General features: G+C 70.7%; 20 protein-coding genes. 7 read left to right on the top strand and 13 right to left on the bottom strand.

The features are described 5' to 3' along the window. Positions 1-84: 84 nt before the first annotated feature. Together AB0B72_RS34610 and AB0B72_RS34605 are read right to left on the bottom strand one after the other, a co-directional pair. Positions 85-1035, bottom strand: a complete 951-nt coding sequence (locus AB0B72_RS34610) for a D-alanine--D-alanine ligase (protein WP_367743630.1) — start codon at positions 1033-1035, stop codon at positions 85-87. A gap of 149 nt (positions 1036-1184) precedes the next feature. Further along, a complete protein-coding gene (locus tag AB0B72_RS34605) occupies positions 1185-2417 on the bottom strand; it encodes a PLP-dependent aminotransferase family protein (RefSeq protein WP_367743660.1) in 1233 nt (410 codons plus the stop codon). 361 nt (positions 2418-2778) lie between these two features. On the opposite strand from AB0B72_RS34605, the gene AB0B72_RS34600 reads away from it, so the two are divergent. Beyond that, positions 2779-3396, top strand: a complete 618-nt coding sequence (locus AB0B72_RS34600; RefSeq protein ID WP_367743629.1) for a GNAT family N-acetyltransferase — start codon at positions 2779-2781, stop codon at positions 3394-3396. Positions 3397-3645: 249 nt separating this feature from the next. On the opposite strand, the gene trxA is transcribed toward AB0B72_RS34600, so the two are convergent. From trxA to AB0B72_RS34560, 8 genes are all read right to left on the bottom strand, one after another. Next, positions 3646-3969: a thioredoxin gene (trxA, locus tag AB0B72_RS34595; RefSeq protein WP_367743628.1), complete on the bottom strand. Its 324-nt coding sequence runs from the start codon at positions 3967-3969 to the stop codon at positions 3646-3648. A 64-nt stretch (positions 3970-4033) separates the two neighbouring features. Next, on the bottom strand, positions 4034-4975 hold the full coding sequence (gene trxB / locus AB0B72_RS34590) for a thioredoxin-disulfide reductase (RefSeq protein WP_367743627.1): 942 nt from the start codon (positions 4973-4975) through the stop codon (positions 4034-4036). Positions 4976-5120: 145 nt separating this feature from the next. Further along, a complete protein-coding gene (locus tag AB0B72_RS34585) occupies positions 5121-6152 on the bottom strand; it encodes a zf-HC2 domain-containing protein (RefSeq protein WP_367743626.1) in 1032 nt (343 codons plus the stop codon). Continuing rightward, positions 6142-6786 carry an RNA polymerase sigma factor SigM gene (gene sigM, locus AB0B72_RS34580; protein ID WP_367743625.1) on the bottom strand — a complete coding sequence of 215 codons (645 nt, stop codon included), beginning with the start codon at positions 6784-6786 and terminating at the stop codon, positions 6142-6144. The genes AB0B72_RS34585 and sigM overlap by 11 nt, the downstream gene beginning before the upstream one ends. Before the next feature lie 9 nt (positions 6787-6795). Then, the gene (locus AB0B72_RS34575; RefSeq protein WP_367743624.1) at positions 6796-8298 is read right to left on the bottom strand and encodes a protein kinase family protein; all 1503 of its coding nucleotides are present in this window, start codon (positions 8296-8298) and stop codon (positions 6796-6798) included. Between the two features lie 327 nt (positions 8299-8625). After that, positions 8626-10224, bottom strand: a complete 1599-nt coding sequence (gene murJ, locus AB0B72_RS34570) for a murein biosynthesis integral membrane protein MurJ (protein ID WP_367743623.1) — start codon at positions 10222-10224, stop codon at positions 8626-8628. A gap of 80 nt (positions 10225-10304) precedes the next feature. Further along, on the bottom strand, positions 10305-12578 hold the full coding sequence (locus AB0B72_RS34565; protein WP_367743622.1) for a hypothetical protein: 2274 nt from the start codon (positions 12576-12578) through the stop codon (positions 10305-10307). Between the two features lie 46 nt (positions 12579-12624). Beyond that, the gene (locus tag AB0B72_RS34560; RefSeq protein ID WP_367743621.1) at positions 12625-13161 is read right to left on the bottom strand and encodes an aminoacyl-tRNA deacylase; all 537 of its coding nucleotides are present in this window, start codon (positions 13159-13161) and stop codon (positions 12625-12627) included. A gap of 136 nt (positions 13162-13297) precedes the next feature. Here AB0B72_RS34560 and AB0B72_RS34555 point away from each other — a divergent pair, with 136 nt between their 5' ends. From AB0B72_RS34555 to AB0B72_RS34540, 4 genes are all read left to right on the top strand, one after another. Further along, positions 13298-14734 carry a CCA tRNA nucleotidyltransferase gene (locus tag AB0B72_RS34555; RefSeq protein ID WP_367743620.1) on the top strand — a complete coding sequence of 479 codons (1437 nt, stop codon included), beginning with the start codon at positions 13298-13300 and terminating at the stop codon, positions 14732-14734. Next, entirely contained in the window at positions 14735-16012 is a 1278-nt protein-coding gene (locus AB0B72_RS34550) for an adenosylmethionine--8-amino-7-oxononanoate transaminase (RefSeq protein WP_367743619.1), read from the top strand. 144 nt (positions 16013-16156) lie between these two features. Next, positions 16157-16600: a MarR family winged helix-turn-helix transcriptional regulator gene (locus AB0B72_RS34545; RefSeq protein WP_367743618.1), complete on the top strand. Its 444-nt coding sequence runs from the start codon at positions 16157-16159 to the stop codon at positions 16598-16600. Further along, positions 16597-17400, top strand: a complete 804-nt coding sequence (locus tag AB0B72_RS34540; protein ID WP_367743617.1) for an alpha/beta fold hydrolase — start codon at positions 16597-16599, stop codon at positions 17398-17400. The genes AB0B72_RS34545 and AB0B72_RS34540 overlap by 4 nt, the downstream gene beginning before the upstream one ends. Before the next feature lie 43 nt (positions 17401-17443). Here AB0B72_RS34540 and AB0B72_RS34535 read toward each other — a convergent pair whose 3' ends face one another. After that, entirely contained in the window at positions 17444-18739 is a 1296-nt protein-coding gene (locus tag AB0B72_RS34535) for an MFS transporter (RefSeq protein ID WP_367743616.1), read from the bottom strand. Positions 18740-18940: 201 nt separating this feature from the next. Here AB0B72_RS34535 and idi point away from each other — a divergent pair, with 201 nt between their 5' ends. Beyond that, entirely contained in the window at positions 18941-19531 is a 591-nt protein-coding gene (gene idi, locus AB0B72_RS34530; RefSeq protein ID WP_367743615.1) for an isopentenyl-diphosphate Delta-isomerase, read from the top strand. A gap of 136 nt (positions 19532-19667) precedes the next feature. On the opposite strand, the gene AB0B72_RS34525 is transcribed toward idi, so the two are convergent. Both AB0B72_RS34525 and AB0B72_RS34520 read right to left on the bottom strand, forming a co-directional pair. After that, positions 19668-20747 carry an inositol-3-phosphate synthase gene (locus tag AB0B72_RS34525; protein WP_367743614.1) on the bottom strand — a complete coding sequence of 360 codons (1080 nt, stop codon included), beginning with the start codon at positions 20745-20747 and terminating at the stop codon, positions 19668-19670. Positions 20748-20760: 13 nt separating this feature from the next. Continuing rightward, the gene (locus AB0B72_RS34520) at positions 20761-21402 is read right to left on the bottom strand and encodes a helix-turn-helix transcriptional regulator (protein WP_367743613.1); all 642 of its coding nucleotides are present in this window, start codon (positions 21400-21402) and stop codon (positions 20761-20763) included. Positions 21403-21528: 126 nt separating this feature from the next. Here AB0B72_RS34520 and AB0B72_RS34515 point away from each other — a divergent pair, with 126 nt between their 5' ends. Then, a complete protein-coding gene (locus AB0B72_RS34515; RefSeq protein ID WP_367743612.1) occupies positions 21529-21912 on the top strand; it encodes a DUF5318 family protein in 384 nt (127 codons plus the stop codon). Positions 21913-21916 lie beyond the last annotated feature (4 nt).

Below are 21916 nucleotides of genomic sequence, written 5' to 3'. Positions count from 1 at the left end.
CGCACCGAAGCCTTCCTATCCCGCAGAGAATGAAAGGGCGCCCTGTTTCACGTGAAACAGGGCGCCCTTTCTACGAGTAGGCGTTCAGCGGCGGTGCGCGGCCAGCTCCAGCATTCCCTTGCACAGCGTGCCGAGATCGCGGCCCGCCGCCTCGGCGGCCATGGGAAGCAGCGACGTCTCCGTCATGCCAGGCGCCACGTTCACCTCCAGGAAGTACGGCCGGCCGGTGTCGTCCACGATGATGTCGGTCCGCGAGACGTCCCGGAGGCCGAGAGCGGCGTGGGCGGCCACCGCCATCCCGGCGCACGCCTCGGTCGCCTCGGAGGAGAGACGGGCAGGGGCGAAGAACTCGGTCTGGCCCGCCGTGTACCGGGCCGCGTAGTCGTACACGCCGCGATCGGCGACGATCTCGACGGGCGGCAGGGCCACCGGCCCGTCTCCGAGGTCCACCACGGAGACCGCCACCTCGACGCCCTCGATGTACTTCTCGATGAGGGCGGTGTCGCCGTACGCGAAGCATCCGACCATCGCGGTGGGCAGCTCCTCGGCGGTGCGGACGATGGAGGCGCCCAGCGCCGATCCGCCCTGTGACGGCTTGACGAACAGCGGCAGCCCGAGCCGCTCCACGATCCGCGCGAGAACGGCGGTGGCCCCGAGGTCGTGGAAGGTCTCCTTGGGCAGCGCGACGGACTCAGGGGTGTTCAGCCCCCAGGAGCGGACGACCGCCTTGGCGGTCGGCTTGTCGTACGCGACCCGGCAGGCGTCCGGCGTGGCCCCGACATACGGCACACCGAGGAGCTCCAGCACGGACCTGATCGCGCCGTCCTCGCCGGCACCCCCGTGCAGGGTCACGAACGCCGCGTCCGGGGGGTCGGAAAGGACGGCCGGCACCAAGGCGGCGTCGGTGTCACGGGTCTCCACGTCCACCCCGGCGGCACGGAGCACCTCCGCGACCCGGCGGCCGGAGCGGATCGACACCTCACGCTCGTAGGACAGCCCTCCCGCGAGGATGAGCACGTGCCCGAGATCGCTCATGCGCCTGCCTCCACGGCGGCTCGGCCCGCTGGGCGTGAACGTACGGGTGTCGATCCTTGGTTCATCGTTCGCACGATCACGAAGGGGGCCTTTCTCGCGTCGAAGAGTCCGGTACGGCCGGCGTGTGAACAGGCTAGCCGTACCGGCTCTCAGGCGAGGTCGGGGCCGGGGGTGTCGACGCCGCCGTGCGACGGGGCGCTGCCGGTCCCGAACGTGTCGCGCAGCCGCATCTCCTGCTCGAGCACCCCGGCGAGGCGGCGCACGCCCTCCCGGATCCGGTCGGGCTCCGGGTAGCAGTACGACAGCCGCATGTGCCGGGAGCCGCCGCCGTCGGAGTAGAAACCGGTGCCGGGGACGAACGCCACCCGCTCGGCCACGGCCCGCGGCAGGATCGCCTTGGAGTTCAGCCCTTCGGGCAGGGTCATCCAGACGAAGAAGCCTCCGGCGGGCCGGGTCCACGTGCAACCCGGCGGCATGAGGACCTCCAGGGCCCCGAGGAGCGCGTCCCGCCGCTCGCGGTAGAGCTCGCGGAACGTCTTGATCTGCTCGCGCCACGGCTGGGTGACCAGGTACTGACCGACGGCGAGCTGGGTGAACGACGAGTGCGAGAGCACCGCCGACTCCATCGCCAGGATGAGCTTGTCCCGTACGGCGTGGGGGGCGAGCGCCCACCCGACGCGGAAGCCGGGGGCGAGCGTCTTGGAGAACGAGCCGAGATACACCACGCCGTCGGGGTCGTCGGCCCGCAGGGCGCGCAGCGGCTCGCCGTCGAAGCCGAGCAGCCCGTACGGGTTGTCCTCCACCACGAGGACCCCGGTCCGCTGGCAGATCTCCAGCACCTGACGGCGGCGTACCTCGTTCAGCGTGACGCCGGCCGGGTTCTGGAACGTCGGGATGGTGTAGAGGAACTTGATCCGGTTGCCCGCGGCCTGCAACGCGTAGATGGTCTGGGCGAGCGACTCGGGCACGAGCCCCTGGTCGTCCATCGCGATGTGGACGACCTTGGCCTGATAGGCGCTGAAAGTTCCAAGCGCGCCCACATACGACGGGCCCTCCGCGAGGACCACGTCGCCCGGGTCGATGAAGATCCGGGTGATCAGGTCGAGGGCCTGCTGGGACCCGACCGTGACCACCACGTCGTCCGCGCCGGCCTCGATGCCCTCCATCCGCATGACCTCGCAGATCTGCTCGCGCAGGGCGGGGTCGCCCTGGCCGGAGCCGTACTGGAGGGCGACGGAGCCGCGCGTGGCGACCAGGTCCGCGACCAGGTCGCCGACGAGATCGAGGGGGAGGGCCGTGACGTACGGCATGCCGCCGGCGAGCGAGACCACCTCGGGCCTCGACGCGACGGCGAACAGAGCTCGGATCTCGGAGGCCACCATGCCGGAGGCCCGGGCGGCGTAGCGGTCGACGTAGGCGTCAATGCGCGACCCGTGGGCCGCGTTCGTCCGACCGTGATCGAGCTCCTTGGTCACGGTCCACCTCCGATCACGTAGCCGAGAAATCCAGAGTACGGTAACGCGGCACGCCGATCACAACAGGGTATTGACCATCAAAACCCCGGTTTTAGCATTCCTGCCCCACGGGAAACGCCTTCGCGACCCCGTAAAGGGACTCGCCGCACCCGCAGAAACGGCGTTGTGGCGCCCCGTCCGAGCCTGGCCGCTGAGTTACGATGCGATCTGGAGACGCCGTATTCGCGCGCTTTCTGAGCAGGACTCATGGCGGGGATTGGGGCATCACGTGTCGCGTCGGCTGGTCAACGTCACTCTCGACAACCTTGACGACCTGCCGCGCCGGTGCAGGCGTTGCGTGTTCTGGGAGCTCGACCCGGTCAGCGGCGAGCGGGCGGTGGTGGCGGGCGACCCCGAGCTGGAGAAGGAGGCGTGGATCTCCGCGACCCTCCTGGAGTGGGGAAGCTGCGGGAAGATCGCCTACGTCGACGGGGCCGCCGCCGGGTTCGTGCTCTACGCTCCGCCTCTGTACGTGCCGCGCTCCGTGGCGTTCCCGACCTCTCCGGTCAGCTCGGACGCGGTGCTGCTGATGACCGCCCACATCGTTCCCGAGTTCTCCGGCGGCGGGCTCGGCCGGATGCTCGTGCAGGGCGTGGCCAAGGACCTGACGCGCAGGGGAGTGCGCGCGATCGAGGCCTTCGGCGACCTGAAATGGGAGCAGCCGGGCTGCGTCCTCCCGGCGGAGTACCTGCTGTCGGTCGGCTTCAAGACGGTCCGGCCGCACCTGCGCTTTCCCCGCCTCCGGCTGGAGCTCAAGACGGCCGTCTCGTGGCGTGAGGACGTCGAGGTGGCCCTGGAAAGGCTTCTCGGCTCCATGTCCCCGGAACGTGCCCTGCGGCCCGTCTGAGACGATCTCAAGGGCGCCCCGGGAGTGCTGGGGCCGGTGGGACGACGGAAAGGCCCCCCGCGCCGGAGCGTGGAGGGCCTTTCCTGTGGGTGGGGTGCCGCCGGAAGAGGCGGTGGTACGGCTCACGCCGCAGGGGGCCGTTCAGGTGCTCCCCACAGCCGACGCCGCAAGGGGCCACTCACAGGTGCTCCCACAGCTGACGCCGCAGGGGCACGCGGGTCCTCCCACGGCTCACGCCGCGGGGAGCACCTAGATGATGCCCTCGAGCTCGCGCAGCAGCATCGCCTTCGGCTTGGCGCCGATGATCTGCTTGACGACCTCTCCACCCTTGTAGACGTTCAGCGTCGGGATCTGGAGTACGTTGTAGTCCCGGGGAGTCGCGGGATTCTCGTCGATGTTGAGCTTCACGACGGTCAGCTTGTCGGCGTTCTCCGCCGCGATCTCCTCCAGGATGGGTCCGACCTGGCGGCACGGACCGCACCACTCTGCCCAGAAGTCGACGAGTACGGGCTTGTCGCTCTTGAGGACCTCGGCCTCGAAGCTCCCGTCCGTCACGCTCTTGATGGCGCCCAAGGCAATCTCTCTCCTTGATTCGGTGTGGTGGGTGTGACCGCGGGGCCGTCCCCCGCGCTCCCGGTCAGACTGGCTGGTCGGCCTGGTGGGCGAGCCACCGCTCGGCGTCGAGCGACGCGGCGCAGCCCGTGCCGGCGGCGGTGATCGCCTGGCGGTAGACGTGGTCGACCACGTCACCGGCCGCGAACACGCCGTCGATGTTGGTCCGCGTCGTGGGCGCCTCCACCAGGACGTACCCCTCGTCGTCGAGGGCCACCTGGCCCTTCAGCAGCTCCGTGCGCGGCTCGTGCCCGATCGCGATGAACAGGCCGGAGACCGCGAGATCGGTCTCCTCGCCGGTCTTCAGGTTGCGTACGCGCACGCCCTTGATCCGGTCCTCGCCCAGGACGTCGACGACCTCGCTGTCCCAGACGAAACGGATCTTCTGGTTGGCGAAGGCGCGGTCCTGCATGATCTTGCTGGCCCGCAGCTTGTCGCGCCGGTGGATCACCGTGACGGACCTGGCGAACCTGGTGAGGAAGGTGGCCTCCTCCATGGCGGTGTCGCCGCCGCCGACCACGACGATGTCCTGGTCGCGGAAGAAGAACCCGTCACAGGTCGCACACCAGGAGACGCCGCGCCCGGACAGGCGCTTCTCGTTCTCCAGGCCGAGCTCCCGATAACGGGACCCGGTGGCGAGGATGACCGACTTCGCGTAGTAGGTCTCCGTATAGGTCTTCACGACCTTCGGATTCGCCTCCAGGTCGACCTCGATCACGTCGTCGGCGAGAAGCTCCGCGCCGAACCGCTCGGCCTGCTTGCGGAAGTTGTCCATCAGGTCCGGGCCCATGATCCCGTCAGGGAAGCCGGGGAAGTTCTCCACATCGGTGGTGTTCATCAGAGCACCACCGGCGGTGACCGAGCCCTCGAATACCAGCGGCTTGAGGTCGGCGCGCGCCGAGTAGACGGCCGCCGTGTAACCGGCCGGCCCCGACCCGATGATGATCACGTTACGGACGTCGTCCACGACTCGCCTTCCGATCCGGTGTGTGCAGTCCCGTCAACAGATCCTAGGCCCCGCTGATTCCCGGGTCCGGGGCCGGAGACGGCGAAGCCCCCCGGAGGTCGCGGGGGGCTTCGTCACACTCGATCGTACGGCTCGCGCCGGCCGGTCACTTCCAGGTGGCGAGGTCTTCCGCGCGCAGCCTGTGGCAGTCGGAGTCGACCACCACGACGCGTACGGCGTTGCTCGCCTTGTCCTCCCAGAAGGCCATGATCGTGGCCTCGTTGCCGTTGTAGAGAGCCTTGTCCACGCCGATCGGCGTCCGGTCCAGCCGGGCGGAGGTCCGCTTGACGCAGGCGTCGAGGACGGTGTCGGCGTTGCTGCCCGACGCGGGCCCGACGCCGAAGTACCCCAGCAGCGGGCCCTTGAGCTCACGGCCGGTGTAGTTGTGGCCGCTCGCGGCGACCAGGTAGGACGTCTTGTCCTTCACGGACTTGGTGGGGGCCGCGCTCGTGTCCGCCTGTCCCAGCGCGTATCCCTGCGGCGTGTTGCCCGACGACAGCAGGCCGGTCGCCAGCCCCGCGCCGCCGATCACGGCGACCGCGGCCGCGGCTGCCGCCACCGGCATCGCCCAGCGGTTCCTCCGGGGCGTCCTGCGGCCGGCCGGCCTGCGGACCTCGGCTCTGCCGCGAGCCTCGGTACGGCGGGGCGCCGGCCTGCGCGGAGCGCGCACCGTCTGATCGGCGTCCGCGGTCAAGGCGTCCGGCGTCAAGGCGTCCGCGGCCAAGGCATCCGCGATCAAAGCGTCCGGCGTCAAAGCGTCGGCGGTCAAGCGGAGCGGAGTCGCCTCCGGCGCGTTCACCCCGTTCTCCTGCGGCGCGCCCTGCGGGGCCGCGTTCTCCCACCGCGCGCTCTCCCACGGCACGTGGGCGCTCTCCCAGGGGGCGTCCCGCATGACGCGATCCCAGTCCGGCGCCTCGGCCGCCAGCGCCCGGTCGAGGCGCATGGCGACACCCAGGGGCATCGCCGGCACCGGCACCGCCGCCAGGACCTCGCGGACCGCGGCCAGATCGGCGAGGCTCTCCCCGCAGGGATCGCAGAGCGCGAGATGCTCGCGGACCCGCCGGGCCGTGGAGTCGTCGAGGAGGCCCTCCGCCAGTTCGGCGAGAACCTCCAGGTCGTAATGCGTGTCACCCGTCACGAAGTTCTGCTCCCTTCGCGGATGAGACGCGAGTGAGGTCTGATCGGTTCCGCAGATGGGAAAGAATCGGGGCGAGCTTGGCCCGGCCCCGGGCGCATCTGCTCTTCACCGTGCCGGCCGGGACGCCGAGCACCGCCGCGGCGTCGTCCACCGAGTACCCCATCATGTCGACGAGGACCAGGGCCGCGCGCTGGTCGGGAGGCAGCACCTTCAGCGCGGCCGTGACCTCGAGCGACACCTCGCGCTCGCCGGCCTGGTCGGTCAGCGGGGCGTCCCGCTCGGCCGCCTCGATCAGCTCGTCGTCGGCCACCGGCCGTACGGACTTGCGGCGCATGCGGTCGAGGCAGGCGTTGACCACGATGCGGTGCAGCCAGGTGGTGACCGCGGCCTCGCCGCGGAAGCTCTCCGCCTTCCGGTACGCAGAAACGAACGCGTCCTGCACGGCGTCGGCGGCCTCGTCGGGGTCGCCCAGGGTTCGCAGCGCGACGGCCCACATGCGGTCGCGGTGGCGCTTGACGATCTCGCTGAACGCGTGCGGATCCCCGCCGATGTGGCGGGTCAGCAGATCGGCGTCGGACAGCACCGGCCGCCCGTCATGCTGAGCCGTCGAGGGATCTTCTGGTGGGGAGTTCACAACACCCTGCTATGCCGATCCGGGGGAATGCACCGTTACGTCGTAGATGGTGCCACGATACTGGCCCTCGAAGGGGGGAAGACGGGTGAACCAGATCAAAACGTACTGGCCCGTCGCGGCCTTGGTCGGCGTCATGGTGACGGAGCCGGCGGCGTTCTGCGCCTCCGCCACGGTCTTGAGTGACGACAGCTGTTCGGAGTCGCCCACTCTCAGCTCGATGTTGGCGCCGGGGGCGTCGGCGAGCGAGACGACCACGTTGGAGATCGCGGTCGGTTTGCCCAGGTCGAGGACGAGCCCCACGCCGTCCTTGAGCCGTCCGAGGTCGGCGCTGCTGTAGCTGTCGGTGTGCCACTCCGTGGAGGACTTGCCGTCCACGGCCAGCGGGCCGTACTCCGGGTTCTCCTCGCGGTCGTTCCCGAGGGGGTCGAACCCGGTCGCGCTGACCGCCTTGACCGTCACCGGCTTGTGGGTCGGGGTGGGGGACGCCGAGGGGGACTCGCTCGCCCGGGGGGTGTTGCCGAGGTTCTTGCCGACGGTCCACGCGCCGACGCCGACGGCCGCCATGACCAGCAGCACGATGAGGGTGAGCAGGATCCTGCCCGCGGTCCCCGTCTGCTGCCGCTGCCCCTGGTTCTGCATCGGGTGGTGCTGCATCGGGTGGTGCTGTGGCGGGCGGTGGTGCGTCATGGTGTCCGGCGCCTCGGAGCGCAGGTTGAGCGCCGGGGGGTCGGTGGTGACCGGCGCCGGGGACGGGCGCGGCACGTGGGCGAGCGCCTCGGCGACGTCGGCCGGGGTGGACAGCGCCGGCTGTCCCCGCTTGGGCTCCTGCATGAGGGCGCGGCAGGCGATGGCGTCCAGGTATCCGGGCACCCCCGCGGTGACCTGGCGGGGCGTGCAGACCTTGCCGTCGTCCAGCGGAGCGGGGGGCAGGCCGCAGTCGGAGTCCCCTGGCCAGTGCCCGGTCAGCGCCGCGTACAGCAGCCGTCCGAGGCCCTCGGCGTCGTCCTTGGCGGGGTCGTCGCTGCTCAGCCCGAGGATCGCGGCGTCGACGGCCAGGCCGAGGAGCTTGACCGTGCCGCCGGTGGTCCACACCAGCCGGTTGGGAGTCAGGTTCAGGTGGACGAGCCCGGCGGTGTGGGCGTGGGCCAGCGCCTCGGCTGCCTCCGCCACCAGCGCCGCGCCGCGCTCGGGGTCGACCGGGCCGCTCTCCAGCAGTTCGAGGAGGGATTCGCCGTTGACCCACTCGCTGACCACGTACGCGGTGCCGTCCTCGTCGGCCGCGTCGAAGACCTGGGTGAGCCGGGGGTCGCTGAGCCGGCTCGCCTGGCGGGCCGCGGTGACCACCTCGGTGACGCGCGGGAACTCGGGCGAGAAGGTGTGCACCGCCACCGGCCGGGCGAGGATCTCGTCGATCGCCTTCCAGAGCGTCGCGCCGCCCGACTCGTTGACCCGGTCCTCCAGACGGAACCGGTCGGCCAGCCGGGCGCCGGGTTCGACTGTGGACATGCTCATGTGGCCGCCCCGCTCCGCGGCTCGTCGGCATGCATCAGCCGATGCCGGGTGGTTCCGCCCACGCCTTCCCGCTTCCGCTCGCCGGTCCGAACTCCAGGTCATGCCCCGCCACGTCTCCTGCCCACGCGGACGGCCCTGAGACACGTCGCCGCGGTCACCTTCTCCGCGGCGCGTTCACCAGGCCGATCCTCGCTACGGCAAGATCTGCGGGACTTTGCCTAGGCGCACCATGCTAGTCCCGTGCCGGTTGTGCCCGCCTTCCCGATCGAAGAGGTCCGAATCGGACTTTTGGGTTACGTTCGACTTGCCGGTCGATCGTGAGAACTCCTACCGTCCTACCCGGCCCGCGACGAGTCCAATGATGGAGCGGACCTCCGGCACCCGCAGGCGATGGGCGGCGGCCATGTAGAGCAGCAGTCCGGCGCCGCCGCCGACGGCGAGCACGACGGCCGAACTCACCGGGGTGATGTGGGTGATCTCCCTGGTCAGCCAGAGGATGGCCAGCGCCACGAAGGCGGCGGGGACGGCCGCGATGTACATCCGCGAGACGCCCGCCAGCACGGCCCGGCCGCCCAGGCCGCCGATCCTCCGGCTCGCCAGGATCCACGCCACCGCGGTCCCGGCGACGTATGTGATGAGGAACGCGAACGCCAGTCCGATGACGATGTAACGATCTGGCAGGACAAAATAGGCGACTGAGCTCAAAGACGCATTTATCATGACATTTACTCCGGCGATGATCGCCGGCGTACGGGTGTCACCGAAGCTGTAGAAGACCCGCAGCAGAAGCTGGAAAAGCGAGAACGGCACCAGGGCGAGCCCGAAGACCTGCAGAACGTTGCCGATGTAGAGCGCGCTCTCCTGGGTCATGTGGCCCCAGGAGAAGATCAGCGTGGTGACCGCCGGCCCGAGCACCATCAGCAGCAGGCCGGCCGGGACGATCACCGACGAGACGAGCCGGACCCCCGAGTTGAACTCGGACCGCGCCTCGTCGAGCCGGCCGTCGGCGACGGAGCGGCTCATCCGGGGCAGCATCGCCGTGATCACCGACACCGCGATGATGCCGTACGGCAGCTGGAAGAGCTGGAACGCGTAGGCGTAGGCGCTGTTGCCCGCCCCTGGCGCGCGCTCGCCGGCGCCGGTGGCGAGCTTGGTGGTGACCCAGAATCCGAGCTGGGTGACGCCCACGTAGACGAACGTCCACACGGCCGCCCTCGCCGCCTCTCCCAGGCCGGTGCCGCGCAGCCCGAAACGGGGCCGGAACCGGAACCCGGCCCGGTGCAGCGCGATGACCAGGACGATCGCCTGGATCACGATGCCGGCGGTCGTGCCGATGCCGAGCAGGGCCAGGTCGCTCCGCGTGACGGTGGCGATGTCGGACTTCCCGACCGCCAGGTAGGTGAGCGCGACGCCGATCACGACGAGGTTGTTGAGCACCGGCGCCCACATGGGGGCCGCGAACCTGTCCCGCGTGTTCAGGATCGCCCCGGCCATCGCCCCGACGCCGAAGAACGCGATCTGCGGCAGGATGAACGTGGCGAGCGTGGTGGCCACGCCGATCTTCTGGTCCGTCCAGTTGTCCGCGGTGTACAGCTCCATGATCGGCCGGGCGAGCAGCACGCCGAGCGCGGCGATCGCGGTGAGCACCAGGATCGCGAGCGTCATCAGCCGCTGCTCGAACGCCTTCCCGCCGTCCGGGTCGCGTTTCTGCGCCTTCACGATCAGCGGCACGACCACGCTGCTCAGCACGCCGCCGATCAGCAGGTCGAACAGGATGTACGGGATCTGGTAGGCCGCGTTGTAGGCGTCGCCGAGCGCGAACGTCCCGATGGCGGCGGCCACCACCGCGGTGCGGACGAAGCCGGTGAGCCGCGACACCATCGTCCCGGCCGCCATGATCGCGCTGGCCCGCAGCATCCTGCTCATGGTGTTCCTTCGGCTAGCGGCGGCCGGATCCGGACGCCTCCTCGGCTCCCACGCGCCCGGGGGCCGGCGCGGGAATGGTCCTACACGCTACGCGGGGGCACCTCGTCCTGCTCGGCCGGTACGGCCGGGGCGTCCCCCGGGTCCGGGTCCGTGCCGTCCGTGGGCCCGAAGGGGAACGCCTTCCGGGAACGGCGGCGCAGGATGCGCATCACGACGGCGGCCAGCATGATCACCACGGCCGCCCCGACGATCACCAGTGCGATGCTGGTGTAGCCGGTGGCACGCACGGCCACGTGCACCGGGTCGCCGTACCGCTTGTCGTCCGCCGTGAGGAGCTGGATGGCGATGCTCGCCTCCCCGCCCTTCGCCGGCACGATGACGGGCACGTTGAACAGCTGGCTGCGGCCCTTGGCGACCGTCGTCTTGGGGAAGTCGTAGACCCCCCCGGGGCGGTCGATGTCGAGCAGCGCCCGGTTGTCGGAGGTGACCCGCAGCTTGACGAGGATGTCCCTGTCGAGGTTGTTGGTCACGCTCACCGGCACCTGGCCGTTGGAGCCGGCCACGGAGCGCGGGGTGTCGATCATCGCCACGTCGTCGAGGCGGTCGCCGACGGCCGCGCCGACCGTGTCCGCGAAGGCCGTCGCCTGCTTCGCGTCGCCCCTCCAGGCGGCCGAGCAGAGCCGGAGGATGGCCTCGTGGAAGAGCTCCGTGTGCTCCACGGTGACGGTGGCCGCCGCGTCGGCCTTCTCGTCGAGCTTGCGTACGGTGCTCAGGTAGGCGCGGCCCAGCTCTGCCTGCCGGTCGCGGTCGGAGTAGACGAGGTCGGTGCGGGGCGCCGGCGACTTCCCCGGCTTCACCGACGCGAGGGAGGTCATCCGGAGCCAGGGCGCGGACGTGGAGGCCTGCAGCAGCGTGGCGACGAAGTCCGGGTCGGGGTTCCACAGGTGGTTCGTGGGCGCCGCGACGACCGTGCGTGAGGGCGCTGCTCCGCTCCCGCCCGTGGTCCCCGTCGCCGGCGCCTGCTCGAACGCGATCATCGCGGTCTCCGCCAGCCACCGCTGCCGCGCGAGCGGGACGCTCCCCGGCGTGGAGACGTTCGTGTCGAGGACCTCGCTCAGCGCGGGGTCGGCGAGCAGCGCGGTGAGCGGGGTCTCCGCGACGGTGTCGAGCTTGGCGGCCGGGTCGGGCGTGCCCGTCGCCGCCCCGCCGGCGGTCCCGGTCGTCGCGCCGGTCGCGCCGGTCGCGTCGGGGGCGGCGGTCGCGGGCGGCAGCGCGTCGCCCGACATCAGGACCGAGGTCACCCCGGCCATCGCGAGCTCGTCGATCGCGTCCCGGTCGATGACGCCGCCCGCCGGCCAGAGAGTGCCGCTGTTCACCTCACGTCCGAGCAGCTCGCTGGCGAGCGTCGTCCCCCGCTGGATCGCCGCCACGGCCGGGCGCTCCAGGCCGTTGTGGACGAGCGCCGCCATGTCCGGGTCCGCGTACGGCATGGCGACCGCCGGCTTGTCGGTGAGGGCCGTCCGCAACCCGTCGAGCCATCGTCCTGCCCCGGGGTCGGCGGTCTTGTGCTCGCCGTCGCCGTCGCCCGCCTTGACGACGTACGGCCCGGCGGAGGCCTGCTTGGCGTCCTGGAGCAGGGACGGGTCGACGAACCACGTCACGTGGTCGTCCGCCTGCTGCACCACCTTGAGCAGCTTCGCCAGCCGCCCCGTGGCGGCCGACGAGCGGAGGTCGTCGTCCATGAAGGTGGGATCGGCCTTGGCCGTCCCGTCCCCGGCCGTGGGCGTCACAGCCAGGTGCGGCCGGTCGGCGATCGGCAGCGCGACGGCCAGCTTCATCTTCGGGACCTTCTGGCCCGTCTGGCCCGTCTGGCCCGGCGGCACGAACGGCATGAAGGTCCGCTCGATCGCGATGCGCTGCCTGGTGACGGCGTCGACGACCTCGATGGCGAGGGGATAGACGCCGAGCTGGGTCATCCGCAGCTCGGGCACGGTGAACTGGAAGGTGAGCTTGCCCGACTGGTCGAGCGGAGTGGCCTGCACCTTGGTCCGGTACTGCGGGGTGAAGTAGCCCTCGCCGTCCAGGTAGCGCCGCAGGTCCGAGCGGAGCCGGAACGGCTGGCCGGAGTAGTCGACCTGCACCTTCACCGAGGCCAGCGGCGTGCCCGTGACCGTCCCGGAGATCGTGATCGGCGTGGCCGGGTCACGGACGACGTCCGGCGAGATCTCCTCGACGACGAGGGGATCGGCGGCGGCCGCGAGACGAGCCTGCGGGGCCGCGACAGCCGTACCGGCCATGCCCGCGGGTGCGAGCAGGGCGGTCAGCAGGGTCAGCAGGGCGGCCTTACGGATCATGTGCGGGCCAGCGGTGAGGTTCGGCGCACGCCCAGAATGCTATGGCCTAAGCCGTCCGCATAGGACTCGCCAGGCTCGCCATACCGCGCCTGTGGACGGCCGTCATGTCCACGGGCTTGGCCGGGACGAGGTCGAACAGGTGCAGGGCGCGCAGGCGCAGGGCGGTGCGGCGCTCCCCGGTGGCCGCGTGGACGAGGTCGTCGGGGCCGAGGCGCTCGATGAGTCTCTGGTCCACCAGGACGGTCAGATCGTCGGGCAGGAGCAGGGGGCAGACCAGGCCGTCGGCGTAGTCGGTCACGGAGTTGACCGTGAAAGCGGACGCCGGACGCACCCTGTGGGCCCGCAGGAGCGCCCCCACCGCGGCCGGCCTCGGCGGCTCGCCGACCGCGCTGACCACGGCGACCGGCTCCTCGCCGCCCCGCACCGCCACCTCGAACACCGAGACGCCGACGCAGCTGGCCGGCGGCACGTCGAGCACTTCGGGCAGGTCGTCGGAGCATGTCAAAGGGCGAGGAAGACGTACGATCTCATGGTGGATCTGGTGGGCGAGGAGCCAGCGGTGAATCGCGAGAGCGTCTTTCATCTCGTGTGCTCCTTGCGTCGTCCAGCGCCCCCGAACCGACCCGTGGCCTGGTGATCGCTAAGTGTCGTCTCTTCCCCAGGTGACATCAGCGCCATCGGGGGGGAATCTGTTCCGTGACCGAAGGACCTACCCAGCCTTGTCCGTTTCAAATCTGAGCGACGGCCAGCAGCGCGCCGTGAGCGAGCTGTTCCGCCGCATCGCCCCCGTGACCGACGAGATCGGCGAGCTGTTCGCGTCCCACGGCCATGAGCTGGCCCTTGTCGGCGGCTCCGTCCGCGACGTCTTCCTCGGCCGCGTCGGCAACGATCTCGACATGACGACGGACGCCCGGCCCGAACGGGTGCTGGAGATCGTCAAGGACTGGGCGGACGCCGTCTGGACCATCGGGATCGACTTCGGCACCGTCGGCGTGCGCAAGGACGGCTGGCTGCTGGAGATCACCACCTACCGCAGCGAGTCGTACGACCCGGCCTCCCGCAAGCCCGAGGTGGCGTACGGCGACACGCTCGGCGGCGACCTCGCCCGGCGCGACTTCGCGGTGAACGCGATGGCGGTCCGGCTGCCCGGCCTGGAGTTCGAGGACCCGCACGGCGGCCTGCCCGACCTCGCGGCGAAAGTGCTGCGGACGCCGGGGAGCCCCGAGCAGTCGTTCGGCGACGACCCCCTGCGGATGCTGCGCGCGGCGCGCTTCGCCTCCCAGCTCGGGTTCACCGTGGCGCCCGAGGCGGTCGAGGCGATGACCGCGATGGCCGGTCGCATAGAGATCGTCTCCGCCGAGCGGATCCGCGAGGAGCTCGACAAGCTCATCGGCGGGCAGCACCCGCGCGAGGGGCTGACGCTGCTCGTGGACACCGGGCTCGCCGCCCACGTCCTGCCTGAGCTGCCGAAGCTCCGGCTGGAGATCGACGAGCACCACCGGCACAAGGACGTCTACGAGCACACGCTCATCGTGCTGGAGCAGGCGATCGCGCTGGAGACCTCGGGGCCCGACCGCGTGCTCCGCTGGGCCGCCCTTCTCCACGACGTCGGCAAGCCGAAGACCCGCCGCAACGAGCCCGGCGGGCGGGTCTCCTTCCACCACCACGAGGTGGTCGGGGCGCAGATGGCCAAGAAGCGGCTGACCGAGCTGCGGTTCCCCAAGGACGTCGTGGCCGACGTGTCGCAGCTCGTCGAGCTGCACCTGCGCTTCCACGGGTACGGCACGGGGGAGTGGACCGACAGCGCCGTCCGCCGGTACGTCCGCGACGCCGGGCACCTGCTCGACCGGCTCCACAAGCTGACCCGGGCCGACTGCACCACCCGCAACAAGCGCAAGGCCGCCACCCTGTCGCGGACCTACGACCAGCTTGAGGAGCGCATCTCGCGGCTGGCCGAGGAGGAGGAGCTGGCCAAGATCCGGCCCGAGCTCGACGGCAACGAGATCCAGGAGATCCTCGGCGTCCCTCCTGGCCCGGTGGTCGGCCGTGCGTACCGGCACATGCTGGAGATCCGCATGGACGAGGGGCTGATCGGCAAGGAGGCCGCCAGGGAGGCTCTGCTCGCCTGGGCCCGCGCCAACGGGATCACGGCGTAGATGGACGCCGAGGAGATCCTCCGGCTGGACCGGGAGCACGTGTGGCATCCCTACACGGCGGTGCCGTCCGGCGTCCCGGTCCACGCCGTACGCGGCGCCGAAGGCGTGCGGCTGACCCTGGCCGACGGCCGTGAGCTCGTGGACGGCATGTCGTCGTGGTGGGCGGCCATCCACGGCTACCGCCACCCGAGGCTCGACCAGGCCGTACGCGACCAGCTCGGCTCGATGGCCCACGTCATGTTCGGCGGCCTCACCCACGAGCCCGCCGTACGGCTGGCGCGCACGCTCGCCGGGATGACCGGGCTCGGCCGGGTCTTCCTCGCCGACTCCGGCTCGGTGGCGGTCGAGGTGGCGATCAAGATGGCCCTGCAGCACGCGGCGGCGACCGGGCGGCCCGGCAGGTCGCGGCTGCTGACCGTGCGCGGCGGCTACCACGGCGACACGTTCGGCGCGATGTCGGTCTGCGACCCCGTGAACGGCATGCATCACCTGTTCTCCGGCGTGCTGCCCGGCCACGTCTTCGCGCCCCTGCCCCCCGGCGGGTACGGCTTCCGTCCCGGCACGCTCCCCGAGAGCCCCGACGCCGCCTACCTGGCGGAGCTGTCCGCCCTGGTGGCCGCGCACGCGGGCGAGCTGGCCGCGATCATCGTCGAGCCGGTCGTCCAGGGGGCGGGCGGCATGCGCTTCTACCACCCGGCGTACCTGCGGCGCCTGCGCGAGCTCGCCGACGAGCACGGCGTCCTCCTGATCGCCGACGAGATCGCGACCGGCTTCGGCCGTACGGGGGAGATGTTCGGCTGCGACCACGCGGGGATCAGGCCGGACATCATGTGCGTGGGCAAGGCGCTGACCGGCGGTTACATGACGCTCGCCGCCACCTTGTGCACCGAGGAGGTGGCGGACGGCATCGGCGTGCTGATGCACGGCCCGACCTACATGGGCAACCCGCTCGCCGCCGCGGTGGCGAACGCCTCCCTGGACGTGCTGGCCGAGCGGCCCTGGCGCGAGGAGGTCAAGCGGATCGAGGCCGGGCTGGCCGAGGGCCTGGCGCCGGCGGCGGGGCTGCCGGCCGTACGGGACGTCCGCGTGCTCGGCGCCATCGGCGTGATCGAGATGACGGAGCCCGTCGACGTGGCGAGGGTGCAGCACGCCGTGATGGAGCACGGGGTCTGGCTCCGGCCGTTCGGCCGCCTGATCTACACGATGCCGCCGTACGCCTGCGAGCCCGCGGACGTCGAGCGGATCACCGGCGCGATGGTCGCCGCGGCCTCCCTCTAGTCACCCCGGGTGACATGTCGAGTCACCTTGCGACGCCATCACTCTGATCACACGGCGTCTCCGTAAGGACGTCCGGTGCGGTGGTGAAACTCCGCATTCCCAGTAACTTGCAGTCTCTAAGTTAGAGATGTTAAGTTACTTGGCATGGAACACGGCCTGAGCTTCTCCCTGCACGTTCTGACGGCCCGCCTCGATCGGGCGGCCGACCGGATCCTGCGGGCCGAGCACCACGTGTCCTACAGCCGCTTTCTCGTTCTGGCCCTGGTGGGCGAGCTGGACGGCTCCACCCAGAGGGTCCTGGCCGACTACCTCGGCGTCACCGAGCCGTCAGTGAGCCGGATGACCGGCGTCCTGGCCGGCGAGGGGCTCCTTGACGTGCGGCCCGACCCGGCCGGGGGCAACCGCCGCCGGCTGGGCCTGACGGAGCGGGGCGCGCAACTGGTGGCCGCGGGGAGCCGGACGCTGGAAGACCGGCTGGCCATGGTGGTGGCCGAGAGCGGCGTGCCGTACGACCGGTTGCTCGGCTACACCACCCAGCTGCTGGAGACGTTCGACCGCCTGGAAAAGGAACGTGAGGTTTCCGCATGAGCACGATCGTTCACTCCGCCGACGGCACGCCGATCAGCTACCTGAGCATGGGATCCGGCCCCGGCCTCCTTCTCGTGGGCGGCGCCAACCGCACCGCCGAGCACTATCTGCCGCTGGCCACCGCGCTGGCCGGAGACTTCACCGTGCACGTGGTCGACCGGCGCGGGCGTGGCGCCAGCGGCCCCCAAGGGCCCGGCTACAGCCTCGCCAAGGAGGTGGAAGACCTGATCGCCGTCCAGAAGCAGACAGGGGCGCGGCTGGCGGTTGGTCACAGCTTCGGCGGCCTGGTCGTCATGGAGACCGCTCGCGCGTTCCAGGTCTTCGACCGCGTCGCCGTCTACGAACCCGGCGTCATCGCCCAGCCCGAGCCGACCGCCTGGATGGCGCCCTACCGTGAACGCCTCGCCGCGGGTGATCCCTATGGAGCGTTCATCCATTTCATCCGCGGTTCGGGAGGCGCACCGCCTTTCATGACCAAGATGCCGGACTGGTACCTGCGCCTGGTGCTCCGTGTCGTTTTCCGCGGGCCGACCTGGCGGAGCCTGCTCGAACCCAACCTGGCCGAGCACGAGCAGGTGGCGGCCCAGTACGGGCGGCTGCCCGAGTACGCCGCCGTCAGGGTGCCGGTGCTGATCCTTGTCGGCAGCCGCAGCCCCGCCGCGACCAGGGCCAACTGCGCCGCCCTGCGCGACACGCTTCCCGAGGTCGTCCTGGAGACCCTGGAGGGTCTCAACCACTTCGGCCCGGAAGGCAGAACAGCCGCGGTGGTGGCCGGGCGAGCGCTGGCGTTCCTCCGCTGAACGGCACCGGTGCCGGGCCCCGCCGGGCCGCCTCGGCGCGCGGTTACTCGGTCGCGACGGCGGGCTGGCGGGCGTTACCCGAGACGACGAGCCAGTAGATCACCGCGCCGAGCAGGTAGCCTCCCGCGATCACGGACAGGGCCATATAGGACTTGCCGTTCGGGGGCAGGAGCGCCGCCGCGAGTACGGCGCCCAGGACGGTCATCCCGTTGAAGAGCATGTCGTACAGGGAGAAGACCCGGCCGAGGTAGGCGTCGGCGACGTCGCGCTGCACCACCGTGTCCGCACAGATCTTCACGCTCTGCCCGGCGACCCCCAGCACGAAGCCGGCGACCATGAACGCCCACTCCTGGAACGTCGCGCAGAGCAGGAACCCCAGAACTCCGCAGGTGACGAGCATGGAGGGGATCCACTTCTCGATCCGGACCCGCTCGGTCGCCCAGGGGGTGACGAGCATCGCGGCGAAGAAGCCGGCGCCGGACGTGGCGAGCACCATGGCGATGCCCCGCAGCGCGTCCTCGGTGTTGGTCGTGAAGTAGTAGCGGTAGAGCATGACGACCGCCGCCAGCGTCGTGCCGTACAGGAGCCGGTGGGTGGCCATGCCGCCGAGGGCCGCGGCCGCGTTCCTCAGGTGCGCGAGGTGCCGCGCGCCGTCGACGAGGCCGCTCAGCACGTGCCGTACGGCCTCGCGTGCCTGCGGGCGCGCCGGGTCGTAGGCGGGGCCCAGCAGCCCCCGGTCCATGGTGCGCGCGATCAGCGCGCTCAGCCCGAAGACCAGCCCCGAGCCGATCAGCAGGACCGCGGTGCCGCCGTCACCAGAGCCGAAGACCAGGCGCAGCACGAGGCCGGCGCCGGCGCCGACGAACGTGACGACCGTCCCCGAGGTCGGCGTCACCGCGTTGGCCATCATGAGCCGCTCGGCCGGCACCACGTGCGGGAGCGACGCGCTGAGCGCCGCCAGGAAGAACCGGTTCACGCCCAGGACGCCGAGCGCCGCCGCGTAGAACGCGCCGTCGGGGGCGCCCGCCGCGACGAGGGCGGCCGCGACCAGCAGCAGCGCCCCGCGCACGACGGGTGCGATGACGAGGATCTGACGCCTCGACCAGCGGTCGATGAAGACTCCGACGAAGGGCCCCAGGATGCTGTACGGCAGGAGCAGCACCGCCATGCCCGCCGCGATCTCGGTCGCCGTCGCCTGCCGCTCGGGGCTGAACACGGCGTAGCCGGTTACGGCGAACTGGAAGATCCCGTCGGAGAACTGCGAGACCAGGCGGGTCCCGAACAGCCGCCGGAAGTCCCGGCCCTCCAGGACGGCGCGCAGATCAGAGGCGAATGACACGGCGACAGCCTACGCGGGGGGCCGCCGGGCGGCATCCGGGCGAACCCTGGCATGCCCCTGGCAGGGTGGCGTCCGGCCGAAGGGCGCCGGAGGCGCTGCCGGCCTGGTGAGCACCGCGTTCCCTGCCGGGAGGGGGGAGGCGGCGCCGGCGGATCCGGGGCGGGGCAGGTGAGAACCGACATGATCACGTACTCTCGGAGGGTGACCTCCGAGGAACACGTGGTGCTTGTCGACGGCGAGGGCAACCCGATCGGCACCGCGCCCAAGTCCACCGTGCACGGCGGCGACACCCCCCTGCACCTCGCTTTCTCCAGCTACGTGTTCGACCGGGACGGCCGCGTGCTGCTGTCCAGGCGCGCGGGGACCAAGCTCACCTGGCCCGACGCCTGGACCAACAGCTGCTGCGGGCACCCCCTGCCCGGCGAGCCGCTCGCGTCGGCCGTGGTGCGCCGGCTCTCCTACGAGCTCGGGCTGCGCGTCGACGCGGTCGACCTCATCCTGCCGCGCTTCTCCTACCGGGCGGTGATGGACAACGGGATGGTGGAGAACGAACTCTGCCCCGTCTACCGGGTGCTGGTGGCGCACGACGCCGTGCCGAACGCCGACGAGGTGGGCGCGGTGCGGTGGATGCCCTGGAAGACGTTCGCCGACGAGGTGATGAGCGGCGAGATGCCGATCTCCCCGTGGGCCAGGGAACAGGTGCCGCTCCTCACCGCGCTCGGGGCGGACCCGCTGGCCTGGCCGGTGGCCGACCCGGCGGAGCTTCCCGTCGCGGCACGTCCGGGCCCGTGAACGCGCCGGCCCTCGCTCGTACGGAACCGGGCTCACGCCCGGGCCCGTGAACGCGACAGCCCCGGCTCGCAGGGAACCGGGGCTCGTGGTCACGGCGGGGAGCGGGATCACCCGTTCGCCTGCGGGACGGTGAGGGCTACCGCTCGACGTCGCCGTTGATGTACTTCTCGACGGCGTCGCGGGCCTCGTCGTCGGAGTACTGCTCCGGCGGCGACTTCATGAAGTACGACGAGGGCGACAGCAGCGGCCCGCCGATGCCCCGGTCGAGCGCGATCTTGGCGGCGCGGACGGCGTCGATGATGATGCCGGCGGAGTTGGGCGAGTCCCACACCTCGAGCTTGTACTCCAGGTTCAGCGGGGTGTCGCCGAACGACCTGCCCTCCAGGCGGACGTACGCCCACTTGCGGTCGTCCAGCCACGGCACGTGGTCCGACGGGCCGATGTGCACGTCGGCCCTGGCCATCTCGTGCGGGATCTGGGAGGTCACCGACTGCGTCTTGGAGATCTTCTTGGACTGGAGGCGCTTGCGCTCCAGCATGTTCATGAAGTCCATGTTGCCGCCGAAGTTGAGCTGGTAGGTGCGCAGCAGCTCCACGCCGCGGTCCTCGAACAGCTTCGCCATCACCCGGTGCGTGATCGTGGCGCCGACCTGCGACTTGATGTCGTCGCCCACGATCGGCACCCCGGCCTCGGTGAACTTCGCGGCCCACGCGGGGTCGGAGGCGATGAAGACGGGCAGGGCGTTGACGAAGGCCACACGCGCGTCGATGGCGCACTGCGCGTAGAAGCGGTCGGCCTCCTCGGAGCCCACGGGCAGGTACGACACGAGCACGTCGACCCGCGCGTCCCTGAGCGCCTGGACCACGTCCACCGGCTCCTCGTCGGACTCCTCGATGATCTCGCGGTAGTACTCGCCGAGACCGTCGAACGTGGGCCCGCGCTGCACGGTCACGCCCAGGGGCGGCACGTCAGTGATTTTGATCGTGTTGTTCTCGGAGGCGACGATCGCCTCCGACAGGTCGCGGCCGACCTTCTTGGCGTCCACGTCGAAGGCGGCGACGAACTCGACGTCGCCGACGTGGTACTCACCGAATCGCACGTGCATCAGGCCCGGCACCCGGCTGCCCGGATCCGCGTCCTTGTAGTAGTGGACGCCCTGCACCAGCGACGCCGCGCAGTTGCCCACACCGACGATGGCTACGCGCACCGAACCCATGGCACTCGCTCCTTTACTTATCTGCCTCGGGCGCCTGCGCCCTGAGAGTCGTTTCCTCATCGGCCTGCGCCGGTCCCCGAGAGGCGCCGGGCCCGGCGGAACCCGCCGTGCCGCCCCGCCGCTCGGAGTCGATCAGTTCGTTCAGCCATCGGACCTCGCGCTCGACCGACTCCAGGCCGTGACGCTGAAGCTCGAGCGTGTAGTCGTCCAGCCGTTCCCTCGTGCGGGCGAGAGCCGTACGGACCCGTTCCAGGCGCTCCTCGAGACGGCTGCGGCGTCCTTCGAGGATGCGCAGCCGCACCTCCGCCTCGGTATGGCGGAAGAACGCGAAACGGATGCCGAAGCTCTCGTCCTCCCAGGCGGACGGACCTGACTGGCTCAGCAGCTCCTGCAACCGCTCCTTACCCTCCGCGGTCAGCCGGTAGACGATCTTCGATCGCCGGCCGAGCACGGTGTCCTCCGGAGGCTCCTCCTCGACGATGAGGCCGTCGTTGAGAAGACCCCGCAGACAGGGATACAGCGAGCCGTAGGAGAAAGCGCGGAACATGCCGAGGAGCGTGTTGAGCCGTTTGCGCAGTTCGTAGCCGTGCAGGGGAGTCTCGTTCAGGGATCCCAGCACGGCGAGCTCCAGCACGCCTCCACGAGAGCTCGTCACTGGAACCACCCCCTGTGCCTGGCCGATGTATCGAGCCGATACATCGGCAGAATACGTCGCGCTGTCATATCGCGCAACGTGTCAATAGTTGGCCATCATTTGGCAAAGGGTCGTAATCTGGGCCACATGTGGTCACAGCGGGCGGTCGTGGATTACGCCCTCGCCAAGCGGGCGGCGATCCAGTCGATCCGCGCGGGCCGCATGCGGGCGCGGGACGTGTGTGACGCTCACCCCTACCTGTTGCGGGCGGCCCGGTTCCACGGCGAGCCGACGACGCGCTGCTGCCCCATCTGTGAGCATCGGAACGTGACCAACGTCACGTATGTGTATGGGGACGAACTGGGACGTGTCGCGGGCCAGGTGAAAACGACCGCTGATCTTCCCGAGATGGCACGGGAATACGCCGAATTCAGGGTCTACGTGGTCGAGGTCTGTCAAGGTTGTTCCTGGAACCATCTGGCGGTCTCGTTCGTCCTCGGAACAGCCGATCCCCCTGGCTCCTCCCCGTAGGGGC

The sequence above is a fragment of the Microbispora sp. NPDC049125 genome, assembly GCF_040802045.1.
In the GTDB taxonomy this organism is placed as follows: Bacteria; Actinomycetota; Actinomycetes; order Streptosporangiales; family Streptosporangiaceae; genus Microbispora.
Note: the sequence above shows the minus strand (reverse complement) of the source record. Positions and strands in the feature narration are given on the sequence as shown.

Bases quoted from the DNA above. Each gene is read 5' to 3' on its own strand.
- AB0B72_RS34565 (WP_367743622.1), bottom strand. From the start codon at position 12,578: ATGATCCGTAAGGCCGCCCTGCTGACCCTGCTGACCGCCCTGCTCGCA.
- AB0B72_RS34550 (WP_367743619.1), top strand. From the start codon at position 14,735: ATGGACGCCGAGGAGATCCTCCGGCTGGACCGGGAGCACGTGTGGCAT.
- AB0B72_RS34540 (WP_367743617.1), top strand. From the start codon at position 16,597: ATGAGCACGATCGTTCACTCCGCCGACGGCACGCCGATCAGCTACCTG.
- AB0B72_RS34545 (WP_367743618.1), top strand. From the start codon at position 16,157: ATGGAACACGGCCTGAGCTTCTCCCTGCACGTTCTGACGGCCCGCCTC.
- AB0B72_RS34525 (WP_367743614.1), bottom strand. From the start codon at position 20,747: ATGGGTTCGGTGCGCGTAGCCATCGTCGGTGTGGGCAACTGCGCGGCG.
- AB0B72_RS34560 (WP_367743621.1), bottom strand. From the start codon at position 13,161: ATGAAAGACGCTCTCGCGATTCACCGCTGGCTCCTCGCCCACCAGATC.
- AB0B72_RS34610 (WP_367743630.1), bottom strand. From the start codon at position 1,035: ATGAGCGATCTCGGGCACGTGCTCATCCTCGCGGGAGGGCTGTCCTAC.
- AB0B72_RS34605 (WP_367743660.1), bottom strand. From the start codon at position 2,417: ATGGTGGCCTCCGAGATCCGAGCTCTGTTCGCCGTCGCGTCGAGGCCC.
- AB0B72_RS34575 (WP_367743624.1), bottom strand. From the start codon at position 8,298: ATGAGCATGTCCACAGTCGAACCCGGCGCCCGGCTGGCCGACCGGTTC.
- murJ (WP_367743623.1), bottom strand. From the start codon at position 10,224: ATGAGCAGGATGCTGCGGGCCAGCGCGATCATGGCGGCCGGGACGATG.
- AB0B72_RS34515 (WP_367743612.1), top strand. From the start codon at position 21,529: ATGTGGTCACAGCGGGCGGTCGTGGATTACGCCCTCGCCAAGCGGGCG.